This is a genomic window from Paenarthrobacter sp. PPS72, from assembly GCF_048537125.1.
In the GTDB taxonomy this organism is placed as follows: Bacteria; Actinomycetota; Actinomycetes; order Actinomycetales; family Micrococcaceae; genus Arthrobacter; species Arthrobacter nitroguajacolicus_E.
In genome coordinates this window covers 23,932-45,287 of the sequence record NZ_JBLYIE010000049.1, presented here as the reverse complement: position 1 = coordinate 45,287, position 21,356 = coordinate 23,932, and the positions used below count along the sequence as shown (strand labels likewise).

At 61.6% G+C, this 21,356-nt stretch carries 21 protein-coding genes and 4 tRNA genes; 11 read left to right on the top strand and 14 right to left on the bottom strand.

From position 1 onward, the window contains the following. Positions 1-46 precede the first annotated feature (46 nt). The 4 genes from ACLRGI_RS17860 to ACLRGI_RS17845 form a co-directional block, all read right to left on the bottom strand. Positions 47-706 (bottom strand): ATP-dependent Clp protease proteolytic subunit, encoded by a 660-nt coding sequence (locus ACLRGI_RS17860; protein ID WP_011775058.1) that lies wholly within the window; start codon positions 704-706, stop codon positions 47-49. A 39-nt stretch (positions 707-745) separates the two neighbouring features. Continuing rightward, positions 746-1,357, bottom strand: coding sequence for an ATP-dependent Clp protease proteolytic subunit (locus ACLRGI_RS17855; protein WP_419202897.1), 612 nt, complete (start codon positions 1,355-1,357; stop codon positions 746-748). Between the two features lie 220 nt (positions 1,358-1,577). Beyond that, a complete protein-coding gene (gene tig / locus ACLRGI_RS17850) occupies positions 1,578-2,960 on the bottom strand; it encodes a trigger factor (protein WP_419202896.1) in 1,383 nt (460 codons plus the stop codon). Between the two features lie 69 nt (positions 2,961-3,029). After that, a tRNA-Pro gene (locus ACLRGI_RS17845) sits at positions 3,030-3,104 on the bottom strand. 128 nt (positions 3,105-3,232) lie between these two features. Between ACLRGI_RS17845 and ACLRGI_RS17840 the strand changes: the two genes are divergently transcribed. Continuing rightward, positions 3,233-3,306 (top strand) — tRNA-Gly (locus ACLRGI_RS17840). A 54-nt stretch (positions 3,307-3,360) separates the two neighbouring features. Here the strand turns inward: ACLRGI_RS17840 and ACLRGI_RS17835 are convergent. The 3 genes from ACLRGI_RS17835 to ACLRGI_RS17825 form a co-directional block, all read right to left on the bottom strand. Beyond that, a complete protein-coding gene (locus ACLRGI_RS17835) occupies positions 3,361-4,245 on the bottom strand; it encodes an Fpg/Nei family DNA glycosylase (protein ID WP_419202895.1) in 885 nt (294 codons plus the stop codon). Continuing rightward, complete coding sequence (locus ACLRGI_RS17830; RefSeq protein ID WP_419202894.1) at positions 4,245-4,727, bottom strand: ribose-5-phosphate isomerase; 483 nt, start codon at positions 4,725-4,727, stop codon at positions 4,245-4,247. Before ACLRGI_RS17830 ends, ACLRGI_RS17835 begins: the two co-directional genes overlap by 1 nt. 88 nt (positions 4,728-4,815) lie before the next feature. Beyond that, positions 4,816-5,811, bottom strand: coding sequence for a hypothetical protein (locus ACLRGI_RS17825; RefSeq protein WP_419202893.1), 996 nt, complete (start codon positions 5,809-5,811; stop codon positions 4,816-4,818). Positions 5,812-5,904: 93 nt separating this feature from the next. Here ACLRGI_RS17825 and pepN point away from each other — a divergent pair, with 93 nt between their 5' ends. Continuing rightward, positions 5,905-8,505, top strand: coding sequence for an aminopeptidase N (pepN, locus tag ACLRGI_RS17820; RefSeq protein ID WP_419202970.1), 2,601 nt, complete (start codon positions 5,905-5,907; stop codon positions 8,503-8,505). Between the two features lie 57 nt (positions 8,506-8,562). Next, positions 8,563-9,042 (top strand): OsmC family protein, encoded by a 480-nt coding sequence (locus ACLRGI_RS17815; RefSeq protein ID WP_419202892.1) that lies wholly within the window; start codon positions 8,563-8,565, stop codon positions 9,040-9,042. Here the strand turns inward: ACLRGI_RS17815 and ACLRGI_RS17810 are convergent. Then, positions 9,039-10,052 (bottom strand): NAD-dependent epimerase/dehydratase family protein, encoded by a 1,014-nt coding sequence (locus ACLRGI_RS17810; protein WP_419202891.1) that lies wholly within the window; start codon positions 10,050-10,052, stop codon positions 9,039-9,041. The two genes, ACLRGI_RS17815 and ACLRGI_RS17810, sit on opposite strands and share 4 nt — an antisense overlap. Positions 10,053-10,139: 87 nt before the next feature. Between ACLRGI_RS17810 and ACLRGI_RS17805 the strand changes: the two genes are divergently transcribed. Both ACLRGI_RS17805 and ACLRGI_RS17800 read left to right on the top strand, forming a co-directional pair. Next, positions 10,140-10,838, top strand: a complete 699-nt coding sequence (locus ACLRGI_RS17805; protein ID WP_419202890.1) for a mechanosensitive ion channel family protein — start codon at positions 10,140-10,142, stop codon at positions 10,836-10,838. Continuing rightward, the gene (locus ACLRGI_RS17800; protein WP_419202889.1) at positions 10,831-11,313 is read left to right on the top strand and encodes a globin; all 483 of its coding nucleotides are present in this window, start codon (positions 10,831-10,833) and stop codon (positions 11,311-11,313) included. The genes ACLRGI_RS17805 and ACLRGI_RS17800 overlap by 8 nt, the downstream gene beginning before the upstream one ends. Before the next feature lie 3 nt (positions 11,314-11,316). Here the strand turns inward: ACLRGI_RS17800 and ACLRGI_RS17795 are convergent, their stop codons facing one another. Then, entirely contained in the window at positions 11,317-12,006 is a 690-nt protein-coding gene (locus ACLRGI_RS17795; RefSeq protein WP_419202888.1) for a DUF8185 domain-containing protein, read from the bottom strand. A gap of 63 nt (positions 12,007-12,069) precedes the next feature. Between ACLRGI_RS17795 and ACLRGI_RS17790 the strand changes: the two genes are divergently transcribed. Further along, on the top strand, positions 12,070-12,975 hold the full coding sequence (locus ACLRGI_RS17790) for an acyl-CoA thioesterase (RefSeq protein WP_419202887.1): 906 nt from the start codon (positions 12,070-12,072) through the stop codon (positions 12,973-12,975). A 65-nt stretch (positions 12,976-13,040) separates the two neighbouring features. Here ACLRGI_RS17790 and ettA read toward each other — a convergent pair whose 3' ends face one another. The 3 genes from ettA to ACLRGI_RS17775 form a co-directional block, all read right to left on the bottom strand. Continuing rightward, positions 13,041-14,723 carry an energy-dependent translational throttle protein EttA gene (gene ettA, locus ACLRGI_RS17785; RefSeq protein WP_011775070.1) on the bottom strand — a complete coding sequence of 561 codons (1,683 nt, stop codon included), beginning with the start codon at positions 14,721-14,723 and terminating at the stop codon, positions 13,041-13,043. A gap of 55 nt (positions 14,724-14,778) precedes the next feature. Continuing rightward, a complete protein-coding gene (locus tag ACLRGI_RS17780; RefSeq protein WP_419202886.1) occupies positions 14,779-15,267 on the bottom strand; it encodes a DUF6993 domain-containing protein in 489 nt (162 codons plus the stop codon). 65 nt (positions 15,268-15,332) lie between these two features. After that, a tRNA-Arg gene (locus ACLRGI_RS17775) sits at positions 15,333-15,405 on the bottom strand. Positions 15,406-15,614: 209 nt separating this feature from the next. On the opposite strand from ACLRGI_RS17775, the gene ACLRGI_RS17770 reads away from it, so the two are divergent. Beyond that, positions 15,615-16,169, top strand: a complete 555-nt coding sequence (locus ACLRGI_RS17770) for a single-stranded DNA-binding protein (protein WP_419202885.1) — start codon at positions 15,615-15,617, stop codon at positions 16,167-16,169. Between the two features lie 343 nt (positions 16,170-16,512). On the opposite strand, the gene map is transcribed toward ACLRGI_RS17770, so the two are convergent. Beyond that, entirely contained in the window at positions 16,513-17,280 is a 768-nt protein-coding gene (map, locus tag ACLRGI_RS17765) for a type I methionyl aminopeptidase (protein ID WP_419202884.1), read from the bottom strand. Positions 17,281-17,377: 97 nt separating this feature from the next. Between map and ACLRGI_RS17760 the strand changes: the two genes are divergently transcribed. Next, the gene (locus tag ACLRGI_RS17760; protein ID WP_419202883.1) at positions 17,378-18,118 is read left to right on the top strand and encodes a DNA alkylation repair protein; all 741 of its coding nucleotides are present in this window, start codon (positions 17,378-17,380) and stop codon (positions 18,116-18,118) included. On the opposite strand, the gene mptB is transcribed toward ACLRGI_RS17760, so the two are convergent. Further along, a complete protein-coding gene (gene mptB, locus ACLRGI_RS17755) occupies positions 18,111-19,664 on the bottom strand; it encodes a polyprenol phosphomannose-dependent alpha 1,6 mannosyltransferase MptB (protein WP_419202969.1) in 1,554 nt (517 codons plus the stop codon). The genes ACLRGI_RS17760 and mptB overlap by 8 nt on opposite strands. 147 nt (positions 19,665-19,811) lie before the next feature. Here mptB and orn point away from each other — a divergent pair, with 147 nt between their 5' ends. The 3 genes from orn (at position 19,812) to def (ending at position 21,354) form a co-directional block, all read left to right on the top strand. Then, the gene (gene orn / locus ACLRGI_RS17750; protein WP_419202882.1) at positions 19,812-20,447 is read left to right on the top strand and encodes an oligoribonuclease; all 636 of its coding nucleotides are present in this window, start codon (positions 19,812-19,814) and stop codon (positions 20,445-20,447) included. Positions 20,448-20,579: 132 nt separating this feature from the next. Next, positions 20,580-20,655, top strand: a tRNA-His gene (locus tag ACLRGI_RS17745). Between the two features lie 126 nt (positions 20,656-20,781). Further along, positions 20,782-21,354, top strand: a complete 573-nt coding sequence (gene def, locus ACLRGI_RS17740; RefSeq protein WP_419202881.1) for a peptide deformylase — start codon at positions 20,782-20,784, stop codon at positions 21,352-21,354. The last annotated feature ends 2 nt before the right edge of the window (positions 21,355-21,356 follow it).

Genomic DNA, 21,356 nt, shown 5'->3' with positions numbered 1-21,356 from the left:
GTGCGGTCCATATTTCGTGAACCGCACCGGCGTCGAAATCCGTGCGTTACCGGGCGATCGCTTGGGGCTTGATCTTCCGGGAGTCCAGAACCTGGTCAATGAGACCGTAGCTCAGGGCGTCCGCAGCGGTGAGGATCTTGTCCCGCTCGATGTCGTTGTTGACCTGCTCGGACGTACGGCCCGAATGGTGCGCCAGTGTGTCCTCAAGCCAAGTGCGCATGCGCATGACTTCCGCCGCTTGGATCTCGAGGTCCGACGCTTGTCCGCCCTGGCCACCGGAAAGAGCCGGCTGGTGAATCAGAACGCGGGCGTTTGGCAGGGCCAGGCGCTTGCCGGGCGTACCAGCGGCAAGCAGAACCGCAGCCGCACTGGCAGCCTGCCCCAGGCACACCGTCTGAATCTCCGGGCGGATGTACTGCATGGTGTCGTAGATGGCCGTCATGGCCGTGAACGAGCCGCCCGGCGAGTTGATGTAGAGGGTGATGTCGCGGTCCGGGTCAGTCGATTCAAGGACCAGCAGCTGGGCCATGATGTCGTCAGCGGAAGCGTCGTCAACCTGGACGCCGAGGAAGATGATGCGGTCCTCAAACAGCTTGGTGTACGGATCCTGGCGCTTGAAGCCGTAAGGCGTGCGCTCCTCGAACTGGGGCAGGACGTAACGGCTGGACGGGAGATTACCGGCAGACCATCCGAAGTTGTAGTTCATGTTCTTTACTCCTGGGGTTTCAGTGGTTCTTGGTGCCGGTTAGTTTTCGGAGTTCGACTGGTTGGCCGTTCCGCCGCCACCGGCAACAGATCCGGCGTGCGCGGAGATCTTGTCGAAGAAGCCGTACTCAAGGGCCTCGGAAGCCGTAAACCATTTGTCGCGGTCGTTGTCCTTGAGGATGGTTTCCACGGACTGCCCCGTCTGTTCGGCCGTTAGCTCAGCCATGACCTTCTTCATGTGGAGGATCAGCTCTGCCTGGATCTTGATGTCCGAGGCCGTACCGCCGATGCCGCCCGATGGCTGGTGCATCAGGATGCGGGCGTTGGGCGTTGCGTAACGCTTGCCCTTGGTGCCGGAGGAAAGAAGGAACTGGCCCATGGACGCTGCCAGGCCGGTTGCCACGGTGACGACGTCGTTCGGGATGAACTGCATGGTGTCATAGATAGCCATGCCGGCAGTCACGGAACCACCCGGGGAGTTGATGTACAGGTAGATGTCCTTCTCCGGGTCTTCGGCCGAGAGGAGGAGGAGCTGGGAGCAGATGGCGTTGGCGTTCTCGTCACGGACTTCAGAGCCGAGCCAGATAATGCGCTCTTTCAGCAGGCGGTTGTAGATGTAGTTGTCCTGGGCTGCGGGATCGACAGTTGCCATCCGGGGAGCCTCTGATTGCTGTGACATAAGTACTTACCTCTCGCTGGTGCCAGTGACCTCACTGAACTTCACTACTTGGACACTAACCGTTTTCATGGGCGATTTGTTCGCCGAAATCGCACTGTTCGCTGACGGCGCACGTCTGCGTTCAGCACCAATGTTCAGCCTTAAAGCAAACCGGCCCCGGATCACAGGATCCGGGGCCGGTCGAAGTCGTTAACTAGAACTTCACTGCTGCGGGGTCGTCGCTGGCGACAACGTCTGCTTCTTCGATTGCTTCGACTGCCGCAGCCTCTTCCGAGGCTGCTTCGCCTGCGGGACGGACGAAGTCGGTGAGGTCAACCTTGTTGCCCTCGGAGTCGACTACCTCGGCCTGACCCAGCACTACGGCCAGGGCCTTGCGGCGGCGAACCTCGGAAACCATCATGGGAACCTGGCCGCTCTGATCAATGATCTGGGCAAACTGGTTAGGGTCCATGCCGTACTGGCTTGCGGTGGTCACGATGTAGTCGATCAGCTCGTTCTGGCTGACGTCCACTTCTTCCTTGTCCGCAATGGCGTCGAGGATGATCTCGTTCTGGAAGGCGCGCTCGGTGTTGGCCTTTACCTCGGCGCGGTGCTCCTCGGTGTCGTGGTCACCTTCGCCGTGGGCGTTCTCCGGGTTGAAGTGAGCTTCGATCTGCTCTTCGACGACGGAGTCCGGAACGGGAACCTCAACGAGCTCAACGAGCTTGTCCAGGACCTTGTCGCGTGCTTCAACGCCCTGCTCCACTACCTTGGAGTCGGCAGCCTGCTTGGCGAGGTCCTCACGGAGCTCGGCAAGGGTGTCAAACTCCGAGGCGAGCTGAGCGAAGTCGTCGTTTGCCTCGGGGAGCTCGCGCTCCTTGACGGCCTTGACAACAACCTTCACCTGAGCGGATTCGCCGGCGTGGTCGCCGCCAACCAGCGTGGTCTCGAAGATTGCCTCTTCATCGGCAGAGAGGCCTGTTACGGCTTCGTCAAGGCCTTCGAGCATGGTGCCGGCACCAACCTGGTAAGAAAGGCCGGAAGCTGAATCGATGTCTTCGCCATCAATGGTGGCGGTGATGTCGATGGTCAGGAAGTCATCGTTCTTGGCAGGGCGCTCTACGGACTTCAGCGTGCCGAAGCGGCCGCGGAGTTCGTCCAGGGCCTTGTCGACGTCAGCTTCGGAAGACTCAGCAGCAGCAACTTCAACCTTGATATCGGCGTAGTCGGGCAGCTCGATCTCGGGGCGGACATCGATCTCCACCTGGAACTTGAGCTCGCCATCGGTCGCGGACGGGTCCGGAACCTCGGTGATCTCAACTTCGGGACGGCTCAGGGGGCGAACGCCGGTCTCCTGGACTGCAGCCTGGTACCAGCCGTTGAGGCCATCGTTGATGGCCGTCTCCAGAACGTAGCCACGGCCAACGCGCTGGTCGATGAGCTTGGAGGGAACTTTGCCCTTGCGGAATCCGGGAACCTGGATCTGCGAAGCAACGGTCTTGTACGCGGCATCGATGCTCGGCTTCAGTTCCTCAAAGGGAACCTCAACGTTGAGCTTGACCCGCGTTGCGGTGAGGTTCTCGACAGCGCTCTTCACAGTCTAAGTACTCCTGATTTTGTGGGTATGGGGTTCTGTCGTGCCCCTGGAGCGGACACAAACACAGAGTCGGGGTGACAGGATTTGAACCTGCGACTTCCTGCTCCCAAAGCAGGCGCTCTAGCCAAGCTGAGCTACACCCCGAATGCACAGGACAGTCTACGGGCAAGCGAGCCAAGAATGCACATTTGACACTGCCGCCGGAATTAGGTTTAGTTGTACCCGGCTTGAACAGCCACCGGGAAGATGTCCAGAACAAGGATATCCGTCCTGGGGACGTAGCTTAATGGTAAAGCCTCAGTCTTCCAAACTGATTACGCGGGTTCGATTCCCGTCGTCCCCTCCACGAGGAAGGGCCCCGATCCACGGATCGGGGCCCTTTTGTGTTCCAAAAAGAATGCTAAACCTGGCAGCCGGGGCACCAGTAGAGTTTGCGGGCGCCTATCTCCGTCATTCCCACAGGCGTCCCGCACGCCCGGCAGGGCAGGCCGCCCCGCTTATAGACGAAGTGGGCATCGCCGTCGGGCGCTTCAGCGCCTCCGCCGGTCCACAACGTCGGTGGCGTCGTAACAATCCGTCCGTCGCGGACGCCGTCGGACATGGTGTCCACGGTGTCGTCCCAAAGGCGGCCAGCGGTTTCGGCATCAATGCTGCTCCCCGGCGTCCAGGGATCGACTGCCTGCCGGAACAACACCTCGGCCCTGTAAATGTTGCCGACACCGGCCAGGACCGACTGGTCCATCAACAGCAAGGCCACCGCTGTCTTCCGGCGGCGGAGGCGACGAATGAATTCCTCACGGTCTCCTTGGCCGTTGTGCAACGGGTCCGGGCCCAGACGCGCCAGGACCGCAGCTGCCTCGGCCGCAGTGATGGCGGCACAGGTGGTTGCCCCACGCAGGTCCGCCCAGCCGTGCCCGGACACCAGCCGGACCCGCACAGCGCCCACGGGAGGAGGCGGGCCCGCATACGCGACGTCGGAAGAACTGCCCGTTTCCCGTTCACCGATACGGCGGGGAGCCCCGATGCTGGAGGCACCCGTAAAGGAACTATCGCCGCCGAAGCTCCAGGCACCGTAGAGGCCCAGATGGACGTGAAGAAAGAGCTCATGGTCAAACTTCAGGAACAGCTGCTTTCCATGGGCGGTGGCTTCAACCATGGTGTGACCGGTAAGTAGCTCAGCGCCGGCAGCAAACCTGCCTTGCGGGCTGGAAACGTCCAGGGGCCAGCCGCCAAAGACGTCCTGGAATTGGCGGGCCAGCCTGTGGACCGAGTGCCCCTCCGGCACTACTCGACGATCTCGCCGGTGGTTTCGTACACCGCGATTTTTCCGATTCGGCGAACGTGGCGTTCGTCGTTGCTGAAGGGTTCCTGAAGGAAGGCTTCGATGAGTTCAGTAGCCTCGTCAACGGTGTGCTGGCGTCCGCCAACAGCCACGACGTTGGCATCGTTATGCTCGCGGGCCAACTTTGCGGTGGACAGGTTCCAGGCCAACGCAGCGCGGACGCCGTTGACCTTGTTGGCAGCAATTTGTTCCCCATTGCCCGAGCCGCCCAGCACGATGCCGAGAGCGTGCACACCGGCTTTCTGGTCAGCCACAACGGCAAGGCCGGCGTTGATGCAGAAAGACGGGTAGTCGTCCAAGGCGTCGTACTCCTTGGGCCCGTGATCCACCACTTCGTAGCCCTTGGCCGTGAGGTGGCTGACCAGGTGGGCACTGAGTTCCATGCCGGCGTGGTCCGTAGCAATGTGGACGCGGGGTGTAGTCACAGGAAGTCCATTCTTTCTGGCGCGCGGGTACGGCACGTGGCCGGGCGCGGCGTTGAGGGATGCGCTACCTAGGGTACCGCTACCCGGGTTATTGGGCCTGCCCGTCGCCATGGGCACGATGCGCTGCCCTGTTGAGAACACCGGCGAGTTTGTCTGCCGAGGCCTCGGTGCCCGCACTCAGCGCCACCCGGCCTCCGTTAAGTTTCCTTACGACGACGGCCGGTCCACTGCTGACGAGCATCGCGGTGGCGTCGTCGTGGTGCCGCCAGCCCCACCCGCCATAGTCCGCGGCCTTTACGTCAGCCGGCGCTGCAGCAGCAATGTCGACGGCGGGAACGGTCAGGACGCGCACGATCCCGCCGGCAAACACCTGCAACCCTCCCCGGTCCGCACGGACCCGAGCAAACAGCAAGCCAGCACCGACCAAAGCGGCCGCCGCTACCAAGGCTCCGAGCCATGGAACCGCGACGGCTATCAGCGCAGCGGGGAACAGAGCCGAGACAATGATCATCACGAACACGGAACTACGTGCATGCACCCACAACCGGAACGTGTCCCTGGAGAGATCAGGATCTTCGAGAAGGCGTAGCTCTTCTTCGAGCGCAACGTCGTCCTCCCGGGTCCAGCGCGGGTCCGGCTTGAAAGCGAACATCATAACGACACCCAAGGCCACGGCAGCGCCACTGCCCATGGCCAGCACGATCGGGTCAACGTGGGACTCGCGCGCATCAGCCACCCCGGACTGGCCGACCAAGCCGGCGGCCACCACCGTGGTGATGAAAAGGCTGATCATGAGGCCCATGCCCATCATGACGCGGCGCATGACCACCGGCCGGGAAATCGACACGGCCTGGAGGAACACTGCCCAACCGCAAAAGGTGATGAGGGCGGCGCCGCCTGTGACGTAGGCGCCAAAAGGAGCGAAGGAAGTGCCGCCGTCGGCGTTCCACATCACGGCAACCGGGTTGGGGAGGTCATTGCGCAGCATCTGGGCGCACACCACAAACCCGACCGCAAGCAGCAACGGAAAGGCAACCGCAAACCTCAGTGCGCGGAAATCGAGACTCTCCCGGAACGATGCCATAATCCAACGCTACTCCGTGAAGCGACACTGTGGCGCCCGCTCCTTGCCTTCCCGGCGCGGAGTGAAAGAATGGCTTCACACCAGCGTCCGGCCATGACAGGCCGGCCATCCCATAATCTTCGGAGGCACCACTTGCCAGGCCTGAACCTCACGCGCGACGAAGCCGCCAGCCGCGCCGAACTACTCACCGTCGAGTCGTACGACGTCACCTTGGACCTGACCCAGGGAGCAGAAACTTTCGGCTCCACCACCGTTGTCAGGTTTTCCGCAAGGCCGGGATCATCCACCTTCATCGATGCCATCACGGCCAAAGTCCACAGCGTGACCCTCAACGGCACCGAATTGGACCCGGCGAAGGTTTCCGACGGCGTCCGCATCCAGCTCCCGGACCTCGCCGCAGAGAACGAACTCGTGGTGGTGGCAGATGCTCCCTACATGAACACCGGTGAGGGTCTCCACCGCTTTGTTGACCCCGTAGATGGCGAGGTTTACCTCTACACGCAATTCGAAGTTCCAGACTCCCGGCGCATGTTCGCCGTCTTTGAGCAGCCGGACCTCAAGGCGAGCTTCACCTTCAACGTCACTGCACCTTCGCACTGGGATGTCATCTCCAACTCCCCCACACCCGTTCCCGTCGAAGCTGCGGTTGCCGACGAAGGCGCCGCGCGTTCTGTGTGGAATTTTGCCCCTACACCGCGCCTTTCTTCCTACGTCACGGCTTTGATTGCCGGACCATACCAGTCGGTCCGCTCCGAGGTCACCAGCTCCGACGGCCGCGTCATCCCGCTGGGGGTGTTTGCCCGCAAGTCGCTCATGCAGTACCTCGACGCGGAGAACATCTTTGAACTGACCCGCCAGGGTTTCGAGTTCTTCGAGGGGCAGTTCGGGTGCCCGTATCCGTTCGAAAAATACGATCAGCTCTTCGTCCCGGAATTCAACGCCGGAGCGATGGAAAATGCAGGGGCCGTGACGATCCTGGAAGGCTACGTCTTCCGCGGAAAAGTCACCGGCGCCCAGGTTGAACGTCGCGCCATCACGGTCCTGCATGAACTGGCACATATGTGGTTCGGGGACCTGGTGACCATGCGCTGGTGGAACGACCTCTGGCTCAACGAATCCTTCGCTGAATACATGTCCCACCTGGCAGCGGTCGAGAACACCGAATTCGACCGGGCCTGGACCACGTTCGCGTCCGTGGAAAAGTCCTGGGCCTACAAGCAGGACCAGCTGCCCACAACGCACCCGATCTTCGCCGAGATCAACAACCTCGAAGACGTCGAGGTGAACTTCGACGGCATCACCTACGCCAAAGGCGCTTCCGTGCTCCGGCAACTGGTGGCCTGGGTGGGGCCGGAACAGTTCATGGCAGGCGTCCGCACGTACTTTGCCAAGCACGCTTGGAAGAACACCGAACTCGCAGACCTCATGGTGGAGCTCGAGGCAGCCTCCGGCCGCGACCTGGACGCTTGGGGCAAGCTCTGGCTCGAAACTGCCGGCGTGAACACCCTCGCACCGGAAGTAACCGTTGATGCTGATGGCACCATCACCGGCTTCTCGATCCTGCAGACCGCGATCGAGGAGCAGCCAACGCTCCGACCACACCGCCTCGCCGTCGGCTTCTACTCACTCTCAGGAGAAGGCAGGCTGGAGCGAACCCACCGCGAGGAACTCGACGTCGACGGCCCCCTTACCGAGGTCCCCTCGGTGGTCGGCAAAGCCCGGCCGGACCTGATCCTTTTGAACGACGACGACCTCGCCTACGCAAAGGTCCGCCTTGATGGGCACTCCCTTGCCACGGCAAAGGCCCACCTGAAGGACTTCTCCGCAAGCCTGCCCCGCACCTTGGTGTGGGGTTCGGCCTGGGACGCCGCACGCGACGGCGAAACCCCGGCCCGCGGCTATGTGGATCTGATCCTGGCGAACATCGCCTCGGAAACAGACTCCTCGGTGATCCTTGTCCAGTTGCGCCAGCTCGCCACCACGCTGACCTACTACGTGGCAGCGGACCACAAGGTTGGCTCGACGATTGCTGCTGCGGACAAATTGTGGGAGCTCGCCTCGTCCGCCGAGGCGGGATCCGACGCCCAGTTGCAGTTCGCCAAATCCTACGCACAACTGGCACGCAGCGGCGGACAGTTCGACCGCATCCAGGCCCTCTTGGACGGCACGGAAGTCCTCGGAGGCCTCAGCATCGACCAGGACATGCGCTGGGAGCTCCTGACCGCCCTTGTAGCTGGAGGACGGCAGGGCCAAGCCCGGATCGACGAGGAACTTTCCCGCGACAACACCTCCAACGGCCAAAATGCAGCGGCCCAAGCGAAAGCCGCCATCCCCACCCCGGAGGCCAAGGCAGCAGCGTGGGACTCGATCGTGGTGAAGGGAGAACTTTCCAACGCACTGCAAGCCTCAGCCGTGGCCGGTTTCATGCGCGTGGCGGACACGACCCTGCTGGCGCCTTTCGCGGAGAAATATTTCGAGGCCGTACCCGGAATCGTCGAGGACCGGACGCATGCCTTGGCCCAGCAGATCGTGGTGGGTCTCTACCCGGCACAGCTCACCACGCAGGCCACGGTGGATCGTACAGACGAGTTCCTGGCCGTACTTCCGGAGGAGAGCGCAGCCTTGCGCCGCATGATGCTCGAAAACCGCGACGCCGTAGCCAGGGCCTTGCGTGCACGGGCCGCAGACGTCTAACCCATGCTTCCTGGAGGCCCGTGCGGACGGTTGCAGCCCCAAAGCTAGACTGTCCGCATGGGCCTCCACGAACACCAATACGCGCTGACTGTCCGGTGGACCGGCAACCTCGGAGAGGGCACGGCCAGCTACCGGGGATATTCCAGGGACCATGACATCGAAATCGTGGGGCTTCCCACCCTGAAGGGTTCAGCAGATCCGACGTTCCACGGTGACCGGACGCGTTACAACCCGGAGCAGTTGCTGCTGGCCGCGCTCTCGCAATGCCACATGCTCTCCTTCCTGCATGTGGCCGTCAAACACGGAGTGGTAGTCACCGCTTATGAGGACAACGCCGGGGGCCTCATGAAGCTGAATCGGGATGGCAGCGGGCAGTTCGAAAGCGTTACGTTGAAGCCGCACGTCACCATTGCCGATCCCGCCCACGCAAGCCTGGTCCCGCAGCTTCACCACGAAGCCAGCCAGGTCTGCTTCATTGCCCGCAGCGTCAACTTCCCGGTACTGCACGAACCACTGACGACGGCGGCAGCAGCCTAACGCTGTTCGAGCCGCCAAAGTGCCAGGAGCCTCTGTTCGGTCTCACGGCTTAACCCGGCTTTGCGGTCCCTGTTCAAACCCCGGAGATTCTCATCCTCAAGAGTCGCCTCGAGGGTCTCCTGCCACGGCCGCAAAACCATTCCGCATTCACGCGCTGCGCGGTTTGTCCGCGCTTGAAAGCCTTCGTGACCTGCCGGAAGCCACAGGGGCAGAGAATCCGGTCCGGACCAGTAATCGACGCCGTGCTCCGCAAGCCACTCCCCGTCCGGCCGGAGAACGTCCTGGGCCGCCGTCTTCCCTGCCGCAGCTCCTGCCACCCGCTGTGACTCGGCGATGTAGTCCTCAAACCTGACTACGTCTCCCAGGGCGTTATAGGTACCCATCAACCGGTCCTCGGCGGATTGCAGGATCCAGGCCGCGAGATCCCGAACATCAATGATCTGGGTAGCGTCATCCGGGATGTCCGGGACCAGCACCGTGTCAGTGTTCGCAGCGAATCGGGCAGGCCAATAACCGTATCTGTCAGTACCGTCCCCCGGCCCGCCAATGAGTCCCGCCCGGACGATGTGCGCCTTCTCCCCCACCGCGGCAAGCGTCATCTGTTCAATGGCCGACTTGGACTCACCGTAAGTTTCAGGAGTGCCTGGCTGGCCCGCAGGCAAAGGCTCCAAGAGTTTCGCAGTCTCATCCGCGCCTGGTACGGAATGGTCCGCATACACCGAACAACTTGAGACGAAGGTCCAATGTGCGGCCAAGGGCCCCAGCACGTCCAATGCCACGCGTGCTTGCACGGGATCCCGTGAGACATCCACCACCTCGTCCCAGCGTCCCCCGATCCCGGCGAAGACCGCGGCCCCCACGGCGCGATCGCCCCTTACCCAGGTAACGCCGTCGGGCGGGCTTGTTGAAGTGCCGCGCGCCAAACAGGTGACGTCATGCCCGGCAGCAACAGCCTGCCGGGCGATTTCTGCTGACAGGAAGGCGGTACCGCCCAAGACCAGGATGCGCATACCGTCACGCTACGGCGCTAGGGTTGTAGGTGGACAGAGTGTTCCGCGCCCGGCGAACACGGGCCGACGACAAGGAGCTATTCCACCTTGACCTCCATCCCCCTGGCGGAAACCATCACCATCGAACCCGAAAATATAGACCTCATGTCGATCCTCATTACAGTGGGCGTTGGCTTGGCTGTGTGGATCGTGGCGCGGTTCATCATCCTGCGCATTACGCGACGAGTGTCTGCGGGCAGCTCCTTCTTCAAGAAGCCGCACTTCAAATGGGTGCAGCCCGCTATCCGCGCATTGGACCACGAACGCCGCTCCCAGCGCGCCGAGACCATAGGATCGCTGCTGACAAGCCTGGTGAGCGTCGTGGTGGTAGTGATTGTGATCATCTACGTCCTCAAGTACATGAATGTGGACGTCGCACCCCTCCTGACCAGCGTGGGCATCCTCGGTGTGGCCATCGGTTTCGGCGCCCAGCAGTTGATCCGCGACTTCCTCGCGGGAATCTTCATCACCATAGAGGACCAATACGGAATCGGCGATGTCATCGTCACCAGCGAAGTCATTGGTACCGTTGAATCGGTGGGCTTGCGCATCACACGGGTCCGCGCTGAAGACGGAGCCATCTGGTACCTGCGCAACGGCGAAATCCTCCGGGTTGGCAATCGTTCGCAGGGCGACTACGTGCCGCTGGAGACACCGGATACCAGCGACGAACCCGGTGCTGCAGCTGCGCCGGTCACAGCAGGCGCACCGCGCGTCACCAAAGCCGAGGAGAAGTCCAATGAATAACCCTGCAGGTGGTCAAACACCAGGGCCGCAGGCAGGCCCGCGACGCCAGCTGATGCAGAACGACCCGTTCAGCCAGCCCGCCTACACGGACAGCTTCTACGCCGCTGTTGGCGGTCATGAGACGTTCGTCAAGCTCATCGATGTCTTTTACGACGGCGTTGCGACGGATCCGTTGCTTCGACCCATGTACCCCGAGGACGACCTCGGACCGGCAAAGCGCCGCTTCCTCATGTTCCTGGAGCAATACTGGGGCGGGCCTACCACCTACGGCGAAGAGCGGGGCCACCCACGGCTTCGCATGCGCCATATGCCGTTCCAGGTGACACCGGAAGCCAAGGACCGCTGGCTGTTCCATATGCGGACGGCAGTGGACTCCCTGGGGCTCTCCCCGCTGCATGAGGGCACGTTATGGGACTACATGGAGCGCGCAGCGCTGACCATGATCAACAGCCCTTCGGCTGGCCCTAATTCCTGACGCCTAGAAACCGAGCCCTAAGCCGGCTCCGGTCCGAACCAGCACATGACCACGGGGGCCGCTCAGGCGGAACCAGCGGCCATTGCGGAAAACCTTCTGCTCGCCCTCGCCCAGGAAACCCAAAGCGAAAGCAGCGAAAGCAGCACCTGCGGGCAGCCCATGGAGACCTCCCAGCCCGTCCAGGCCGGGCAGCTCCCGGCCCCACACGGCAGCCCTCGCCGAGTTGACCACCGGGGCGCCGGCCAAAGCGGGAACGACGCCAGCCACCTCGGCGATACCGGCCTCCGCCGCAGACTTGAGTTCGGCGTCGGGAACTGTTCCTCCCGCTTTCCATCCGGTCCGGGGAGCGCCCACGCCCGCCCAAGACTCGGAAACGGTCGACGGCGGGATGGGCAGTTCCACATCATCGGCCCCTGAACGGGCCAGCCGGTCCAGGACGGACGAAAGCGTCACCGTCACGTCCGCCTGGGCAGGCTCCGCAAGGGCCATAGTGCGGAGGCCAAGGATCGTAGGTGTTGATTCACCCAGGATGCGGGGCCTTAGGACACATACGTAGGCAGCCAGGACATCGCCCGCGGCCTGAAGGCGGATGGCGCCGTCGTCGATGCTTTTTGCCCGGGTAACAAAGGTCCGCAGGTCGGCGAGGTCGCGGGGATCGGCGAAGCGGAAGGACTGGGTCAAGACGTCTGTCACATCATCGACTCTACCGGCATGTCTCCGGTTGAGAGGGGTTGGGGTGCCGTCTAAAGTCGAACCATGACTGAGACGAACGCTGGCCTCGAGGTGAATGCACCCGCAGAAGACCCCATGGAAGTGCTGATTGGCCTGCTGGATCTGGGCGACTTCGACGGTGCCCGGACCAATGAAGACATTTTCCTGGGACCGTCCCAGAAACAGCCCCGGCATCGCGTTTTTGGCGGCCAGGTGTTGGCGCAGTCCATGATGGCGGGTATGCGCACCGTTGAGCCGGATCGTGTGGCGCACTCCATGCACGGCTACTTTCTGCGTCCGGGGGACGCCAACAAACCCATCACCTTCGGGGTGGAGAGGCTGCGGGATGGCAGGTCCTTCTCGGCCCGCCGCGTACACGCCTACCAGGACGGTGTTCCGATTCTCTCCATGATCGCGTCCTTCCAAATGGAAGACAGCGGCTTGGACCATCAGGCTCGGATGCCCGAAGGCATCCCTGACCCGGAGTCTCTGCCCAGCACAGCCGAACTGTTGTCCCACTACGACCACCCCATGGCACGGCACATGTCCTCGGAGCGGCCCTTCGATGTCCGCCACATCGACCCCGCACTCTACGTTTTCCCGCCCAAGGACCGCGTTGCAAGCAACGCGGTGTGGATGAAGACCATGGGGCCCCTGCCGGATGAGCCCAACCTTCACCGCGCGGCCCTGGCGTATGCGAGCGACTACACGCTGCTGGAGCCGATCCTCCGTAAGCACGGCCTGGCCTGGATGACGCCGGGCATGAGTGTTGCCAGCCTCGATCACGCCATGTGGTGGCACCGCCCGGTGCGTGTGGACGAGTGGATGCTCTACGTCCAGGAGTCTCCGAGCGCCCAGGGTGCCCGGGGACTCGCCACGGGACGTATATTCAACCGCGAAGGTCAACATGTTGCCACGGTGGCGCAGGAGGGCATGGTCCGGATTCCGTAGCGTGCCTTAAAGCCAAGAGGCCGGTCCCTGCCAGGGACCGGCCTCTTTGTGTTTGTTGCCTAAGACTAGTCGCGGGTCAGGCGGCGGTGCGTTACACGGTGCGGCTTTGCCGCATCAGGGCCCAAGCGCTCCACCTTGTTCTCCTCGTAGGAGTCGAAATTGCCCTCGAACCAGTACCACTTGGAGGGGTTCTCATCGTCACCTTCGTAGGCCAGGATGTGGGTTGCTACGCGGTCCAGGAACCAACGGTCGTGCGATACAACTACAGCGCAGCCCGGGAATTCAAGAAGGGCGTTCTCAAGGCTGCTCAAGGTTTCGACGTCGAGGTCGTTAGTGGGTTCGTCAAGGAGGAGGAGGTTGCCACCCTGCTTGAGCGTCAGTGCCAGGTTGAGGCGGTTACGCTCACCACCGGAGAGCACACCCGCCTTCTTCTGCTGGTCCGGGCCCTTGAAACCAAACGCCGAAACGTAAGCCCTCGACGGCATTTCAACCTGGCCCACCTGAATGAAGTCGTGGCCTTCGGAGACAACTTCCCAGAGGGACTTGTTGGGGTCGATGCCGCCACGGGACTGGTCAACGTAGGAGATCTTCACGGACTCGCCGATCTTGAGCTCGCCATCGTCCAAGGGCTCCATGCCGACGATCGTCTTGAACAGGGTGGACTTACCCACACCGTTGGGTCCAATGACGCCCACGATGCCGTTGCGGGGCAGCGAGAAGGAAAGGTCTTCGATCAATACACGATCGTCGAAGCCCTTCTTTAGGTTCTTGGCCTCGATAACCAGGGAACCCAGGCGAGGTCCCGGCGGAATCTGGATCTCTTCGAAGTCCAGCTTGCGGGTACGCTCCGCTTCGGCGGCCATTTCCTCGTAGCGGGCCAAACGGGCTTTGGACTTGGTCTGGCGGCCCTTGGCGTTGGAGCGCACCCACTCAAGTTCCTCCGTAAGGCGCTTCGAAAGCTTCGCATCTTTCTTGCCCTGGACCTCGAGGCGGGCTTTCTTTTTCTCCAGGTAAGTGGAGTAGTTGCCCTCGTACGGGTACAGGTGGCCACGGTCAACTTCCGCGATCCACTCAGCCACGTGGTCCAGGAAGTAACGATCGTGGGTTACGGCGAGGACAGCGCCGGGGTACTGAGCCAAGTGCTGCTCGAGCCAAAGCACGCTCTCGGCGTCCAAGTGGTTAGTGGGCTCATCAAGGAGCAGGAGGTCGGGCTTCTGCAGCAGGAGCTTGCACAGAGCTACACGGCGGCGCTCACCACCGGAGAGGACCGTGACATCGGAATCAGCAGGCGGGCAGCGCAGTGCGTCCATGGCCTGCTCAAGCTGGGAATCGATATCCCAGGCATCCGCAGCGTCAATGGCTTCCTGAAGCTTGCCCATCTCGTCCAGGAGCGTCTCATAATCCGCATCCGGGTTGGCCATTTCTTCGGAGATCTCATTGAATCGCTGAATCTTGCCATAGATCTCGCCTACACCCTCCTGAACGTTGCCCAGGACGGTCTTTTCCTCGTTCAGCGGCGGTTCCTGCAAGAGGATGCCCACGGTGTAGCCGGGGCTCAGGCGGGCCTCGCCGTTTGACGGGGTGTCCAGTCCGGCCATGATCTTCAGGATGGTGGACTTGCCAGCACCGTTCGGACCCACGACGCCGATCTTCGCGCCCGGGAAGAACGACATGCTGACATCGTCCAGAATAAGTTTGTCGCCAACGGCCTTGCGAGCCTTGGTCATCGTGTAAATGAATTCCGCCATGCCCTTAAATCTAATGGGTAGGCGTACATAACTCACATTCGGCGCTGCAAGGGAGCTACCGTGCGTCTCCCACGAAGCACTTACCGGTGGCCAGCACAGGCAGCACCGTGACCATCACTCCGCCGTCGCGGATCTGCCCCAAGACGCAGCTCTCACCCGTCAGTGCTGCAGTTTCCATTGCATCCACGTCCAGGCCTGTGGGCGTACGGCTCACGGACACCTCCACATTGGCCTCGGGAATGTCTGCGGCGACCAGAGCCGCACGCAAAGTTTCCCGATCGGGCTTGGGGTTTCCAGCGACCACGGCTTTCAACGTTGACTCCACGGCTGCAGTTGTTGCAGCCACAGCGGGATCGACTGTCACTGTGGCTTGAGGGCTTGCGGACGGTGGCGGAGAAGTCGCAGGTTGAGCGGCTGAGGACGCGGGCGTTGATGTGCAAGCCGTCATCAGCAACGCCGCAGCGACCATCAGTGAAAGTCCGGCGGCGCGGACAATCGATGCTTCTGCTGCCCTGCCATTTGCCTGTGCGGTTCGCCTGCTCATCACGTAGCCATTCTGCCCTAAAAGTGGCATCCCCCTTGGACACTCTTCCAAGGGGGATGCTTTTGTGCCCCAGGAGGGAATCGAACCCCCGACCGGCGGATTAGAAGGCCGCTGCTCTATCCCCTGAGCTACTGGGGCGCACTTATGGCATAACCAACATGGGCCGCTGGCGCCACAAAGAGTTTACAGTGCGATCGGTCAACTGCTTGCCATCCCCTGCTACGTGCCTCTACTCCTCCACAGCCGCCGTTATTCACATAGGCACACGCAGCACTCCCCTCCCGGACTTCTCTGAAGCAAGCTGAAAGAGCCGGACAGGCACTTCCCTACACCGAGAAGGACCACCAATGAATGACATGATCACCGTCCGGGGCTTCGTGGCCTCAGAGGTCAAAAGTTCCACCACAACGCGGGGCACGTCCACTGCATCGTTTCGTCTGGGAACCACGGAACGCCGCTACGACCGCGCAACCAACAGCTGGGTAGACGGAAACACCAACTGGTACACGGTTCAGTCGTTCCGCTACCTCGCAGGCCACGTTGGATGCAGCGTGAAAAAGGGACAGCGTGTCCTCGTCGTTGGGAAGCTGCGGTTGCGGCAATGGGAACATGAAGGCCGTGTCTACCACGTAGCAGAGATCGATGCCGAATCAGTGGGGCACGACCTCATGTGGGGTTCCGCCAACTTCACCCGGATGAGCGGCGCCTCAGCCCCTGCCGATGCCGCACCGGCCGTGGAGGCACCCGGCACTCCTGAGAGCAACACCCAATGGGAATCAGACGACGACGATCAAGTTCCCCCGGAACACGAGATGGTCGCAACGGACATTGACCACCCGGATGGCGCCGGTTCCGCGCTGGTCAATACCAGCACGGGCGAACTGGTGGGTGCCGGCGTTTGATCATCGCGCCCGGATGGGATGCTCTGCGGGACCAGCCCTGCAGGCGGGGCCTATTCCGGGACCATGGCCTACCACCATGCCGATTCGAAGATCGAGACGGCTCCTGCCACGTGGGCGGCCGTTGAGGAATTGTTCGGAACCAAGGGCGAACCCTCCCGGTGCTGGTGCCGGTGGTTCGCCCTTACGGGAAATGAGTGGGCCGGAACATCGCCGGGTGATCGGAGGGAATTGCTGAAGTCAGCATTCCACACGGGACCCGCGCCTGACGTTCTGGCTTTCCCGGCTGGCCGGCCGGTGGTACGCCTGCCAAAGCGGGTTTGGCTCGACAATCAGGGAGTGCAAGCTACGGCAAGGTGAGTATCAGGGGGCCGTCAGACGTGATGGCTATGGTGTGTTCGCTGTGGGCGGCGCGTTGGCCGTTGGCCGAGCGAAGAGTCCATTCGTCCTCGTCGTGGTAATAGTCGTCCTTGCCGCCCATGATCAACATGGGCTCAACGGCAATGACCAGGCCTTCTTCGAGCTTCATTCCCCGGCCGGGGCGTCCCATGTTGGGGACGGGAGGTTCGGCGTGCATTGTCCGGCCTATGCCGTGCCCGCCGTGGTCAGCCAACAGTCCGTATCCTGCGCGTTTGGCCTCGCCACCGATTGCGTAGGCAAGGTCCCCCATTTTGTTGCCGACGCGGGCCGCGTTGATACCACGGGCGAGTGCGGCTTCTGTTGCTTCCACCAACTCCAGATCCGCAGCGGCTCCGGTCCCTACGACGAAGCTGATGGCCGCATCACCGCACCAACCTTCCATGAAGGCACCGCAGTCGACACTGAGCAGATCGCCGTCCTCAAGTACATAGCCATTCGGGATACCGTGAACCACGGCGTCATTGACGCTGGTGCAAATCACGCCGGGGAACGGCACCGCTGCCCAGCGCGGGTGGTAGTCCAGGAAGGCGGGCTTTGCGCCGGCATCGGAGATCACCGATGCTGCGACATCGTCGAGTTCCTTCAGTGAAACACCTATATCAGCTTGCTCCCGGACTGCGGACAGTGCATTGGCCACAACACGTCCGGCCTCGCGCATCATCGCAATCTGCTCCGGTGATTTCAGCATTGACATCTGCCCACTCTACGGCGGCCGGAGAGCGGGCGCGAGGACGCGGTCCCAGGGCAGCCGTTCGAACCCGTCGGCCCACCACCCGTCCTAGAGTTGAGGCATGACCACCGATGTCCTTGTGGAGTCGATCCGATCAACGCTCCGATCAGCCGCTGATGCCGAACGGGGTGCCGAAGCCCAGGCTTACTTGAAATCCAACATGCCTTCTTGGGGTGTCCGGGTTCCGGAGGTCCGCCGGATAGTGAAGGAAGCAATAAAGCAGTTCCCGGTGACGGGGCCGGCTGAGCTGCGACAAGCCGTTCTTGAACTGTGGCACAGCGCAGAGGCTCGCGAAGAGCGCTACGCAGCCATCGATCTGACGGCCCTGCCAATGGTCAAAGAGGACCTGCAGATGCTGCCCATCTACGAGGCGATCATCCGAACGGGTGCGTGGTGGGACCTTGTTGACGGGGTTTCACATCGAATCTGCGCTCTCCTGCAGGCCCACAGGTCCACCATGACGCCGGTACTGCTCCAGTGGTCCACGGACCACGACATGTGGATCCGCCGGGCAGCGATCACGGCACAGCTTGGGGCCAAGTCCACGACTGATGCCGGACTGTTGGCTGCGGTCATTTCCGCGAACCTCGCCGACAGGGAGTTCTTCATCCGTAAGGCGATTGGGTGGGCGCTGCGTGAATACAGCAAAACGAACCCTGAATGGGTCAGGGCATTCGCGTCCAGTAACGCCAAAGGAATGAGCGCGTTGTCTACCCGCGAGGCATTGCGGCTGTTGCCATCCGGCAGAGCTGGCAGAAGGATGGATCCGGCGAAGTCTTCAGATGGCGAAGTCTTCAAATAATGGGACGCAGCCCGGATTCGTCCCGCACCCGGAACAAGCTCTTGGTCTTCGGATCCATGAAAATCAGGTAGATCGCGAAGAATAGCGCAATAACGGCTGCCCCGATCCGGGCCAACAACAGTGCCAAGCCCAGGTCTTCACTCTGAAGGTACGGAAAGACGTCCAACTGGTCGGAGATGGCGTAGACCATGAAGAATGACACCACGAAGTACAGTGCCTTGACCTGCCAGTCGTTGCGGATGCCTGTCACAGCAAACAACGGGATCAACCACACCACATACCAGGACTGAATCATCGGCGCCAGCAGGACGATGGCCGCAAAGGCCAACGTTAGGCGCCTCATAAGTCGGTCGTAATCTCCCCGGAAGATCATCCAGGCAAGAGCGCCAACCATCAAGACCTTGCCGGCGTCATAAATCACCTTGGCCATGACCGCGCCATCCAAGCCCAGAACGTTGGAGATCGATGCGACCGCCAACCCGATAAGGCCAACGGGCGCGTACCAGATCGCTACGCTTCCTGGCGCTGACAGCCCGTTGATCCAACCGAACCCGAATCCATTGACCAGGCTCAGGGCGTAAAGAATCCCGAAGCTAAGGGCCGCCGTCAGGAACCAGTAGAGGAACTTACGCGGCCACGAGGCATGCTTGCCGGCCCACAGAAGTCCAATGAACGGGAGAAAGACCACCGTAATCGGCTTGATTGATATGGAGAGCGTGACCAGCACCAGTCCCCGGATGACGCGGCGGGTTGCGCAGTAGTACAGGCCCGCCAGCGCCAGCCCGATCATCAAGGCGTCGTTGTGGACGCTGGCAATGAAGTTAGTGAGAAAAAGCGGGTTGGCAGCTGTCAGCCATAGCGCCCTGTGTGGATTTACACCGTGGAGTTCAGCGAGCTTCGGCACGTAAATGATGCAAAGGACCACGCCCACGGCAGCGACCAAGCGGAACAGCATGACGCTTGCTTCCGGTTGGACATTGGTCACCCAAACCACAAACTGTTCGATCCAAAGGAAGAGTTGCCCGTACGGGACCGGCGCTTCCGTCCACTGCTTGTCGGCACCCAATTGGAAGTAGTTGGGCAACGCCGAAATGCCGTTCTCATATGGGTTGATGCCCTCCACCATCAACCGCCCTTGGCCGATGTACGCGTAAACGTCCCTGCTGAAGAGGGGGACAGTGAACATCATGGGCAGACCCCAGGCCACCACAGCCTGAAGCGTAGCTTTGCGGGCTTCCGTTCCCCACACCCGGACGCGTTGTCCCAGGCGAAGCCAGGCACGGACCAGCAACATGCCGCCGATGGCCAGCAAGACTATGGAAAGTCCGACGCCAACACCTTCAGTGCGCATCCAGATAAAGAGCGGGAGGCGACGAAGTTCCGAGACCGGGGCAAGCCAACCAACGCCCAGCGAGCCAAACACCATGAACATCGAACCAACAAAGCCGGCGATCAGTGGCGAACGGGCGTTGTCCACCTCGCCAACAGCATCGGCTGACGGCGTTGCTGCCCCTGCCAACTGGGCGGCGGGTACTGGCACCGTCATGTGGTCGTCATCCAATCGTTCACCCGCTGTATTCGGGTCAAAGTTCTGCGTCACGGGGGCTTTCGGCAACAGGAAGAAACGACACTGCCGCGCTCAAAAATCGTACCATCGGAGCACTTGGAAGCCGCTGAGGGATAGGCTGGGCGCGTGCCTATTACTAATGAACGCATCGTCTGGATCGACTGCGAAATGACCGGCTTGGACCTCAAGAACGACGCCTTGATCGAGGTAGCTGCCTTGGTGACGGATTCCGAGCTCAACATTCTGGGCGACGGTGTGGACGTCGTCATCAAGCCGGATGACGCAGCACTGGAACAAATGAACGACTTCGTGCGGGACATGCACACCCGCTCCAAGCTTTTGGACGAGCTCCCCCACGGGAAGACCATGGCCGAGGCAGAAGCGCAGGTCCTTGAATACATCGAGAAGTGGGTCCCGGATCCCCGCAAGGCTCCCCTGGGCGGAAACTCCGTGGGAACGGACCGAATGTTCCTGGCCAGGGACATGCCCAACATCGTGGAGCACCTCCACTACCGCGTTATCGACGTCAGCACCATCAAAGAACTTTCACGCCGCTGGTTCCCCCGCGCGTACTTCCAGTCCCCCGCCAAGCATGGTGGCCACCGAGCCTTGGGTGACATCAAGGACTCAATCGACGAACTCCGTTACTACCGTCAGGCCGTCTTCGTGCCGGCACCAGGACCGGACACCGCCACGGCCCAGCGCATTTCCAAGGACATCATCGCTACCGCGGAGACCTTGGGATCCAGCGAAAGCGTGTGATCTGCGCCATTTTTGAAGGTTTTTTCGCCAAAACCAGCAAAAGTGGACTTTGCACCCCAAAACAGCAGGTAAGCTATTTGTCGTTGCCTTGAAGGAAAGCCGGTCAAACGGTTCAGCCTAAAAAGGCACATGGTGGGCTTAGCTCAGTTGGCAGAGCGCCTGGTTGTGGTCCAGGAGGTCGCGGGTTCAACCCCCGTAGCTCACCCCACCGAGATTGGCTCCAGAGCCGGTTTCCACAAAGGCCGCACCGGTTATCCGGTGCGGCCTTTGCTTTTAACCTGAAAGCGGACCAGGCCTCTACCGGCTTACAGCGCTAGACGAAGGAAAAACTGAGATGACCGTCCTGCCAGTCACTATCTGGGGCGAACCTGTATTGCACCGCCGGGCAAGCGAAGTCGAGGCTTTCGACGACGAACTCCGCGCTTTGATCACGGACATGTTCGAGACCAACGACGCCGCTAACGGGGTTGGGCTCGCTGCCCCTCAGGTCGGCGTGGGCAAGCGACTTTTTGTCTACAAGTACGCCAATGACGACGACGTCCCGGAGCAGGGCGTAGTAGTCAACCCGGTTTTGACGCTTTCCAAGGTCTCCGGCGCACTTCCGGATCCCGACGAACACGTTGAAGGTTGCTTGTCCTTCCCCGGGGAGTATTACCCGTTGCAGCGCGCTGAATGGACACGGGTCCAGGGCTTTGACGGCAACGGCAATCCCGTGGATTTCGAGGCGACAGGATGGTTCGCCAGAATCCTGCAACACGAATTCGACCACTTGGACGGCAAACTGTACGTCAACCGCCTCGTTGACCGATACTCAAAAAAGGCGCTCAAGCAAGCAAAGAAGAACGGCTGGGGCGTGCCCGGACTGACATGGATGCCTGGCGTCGATCCCGATCCGTTCGGGCACTGAAC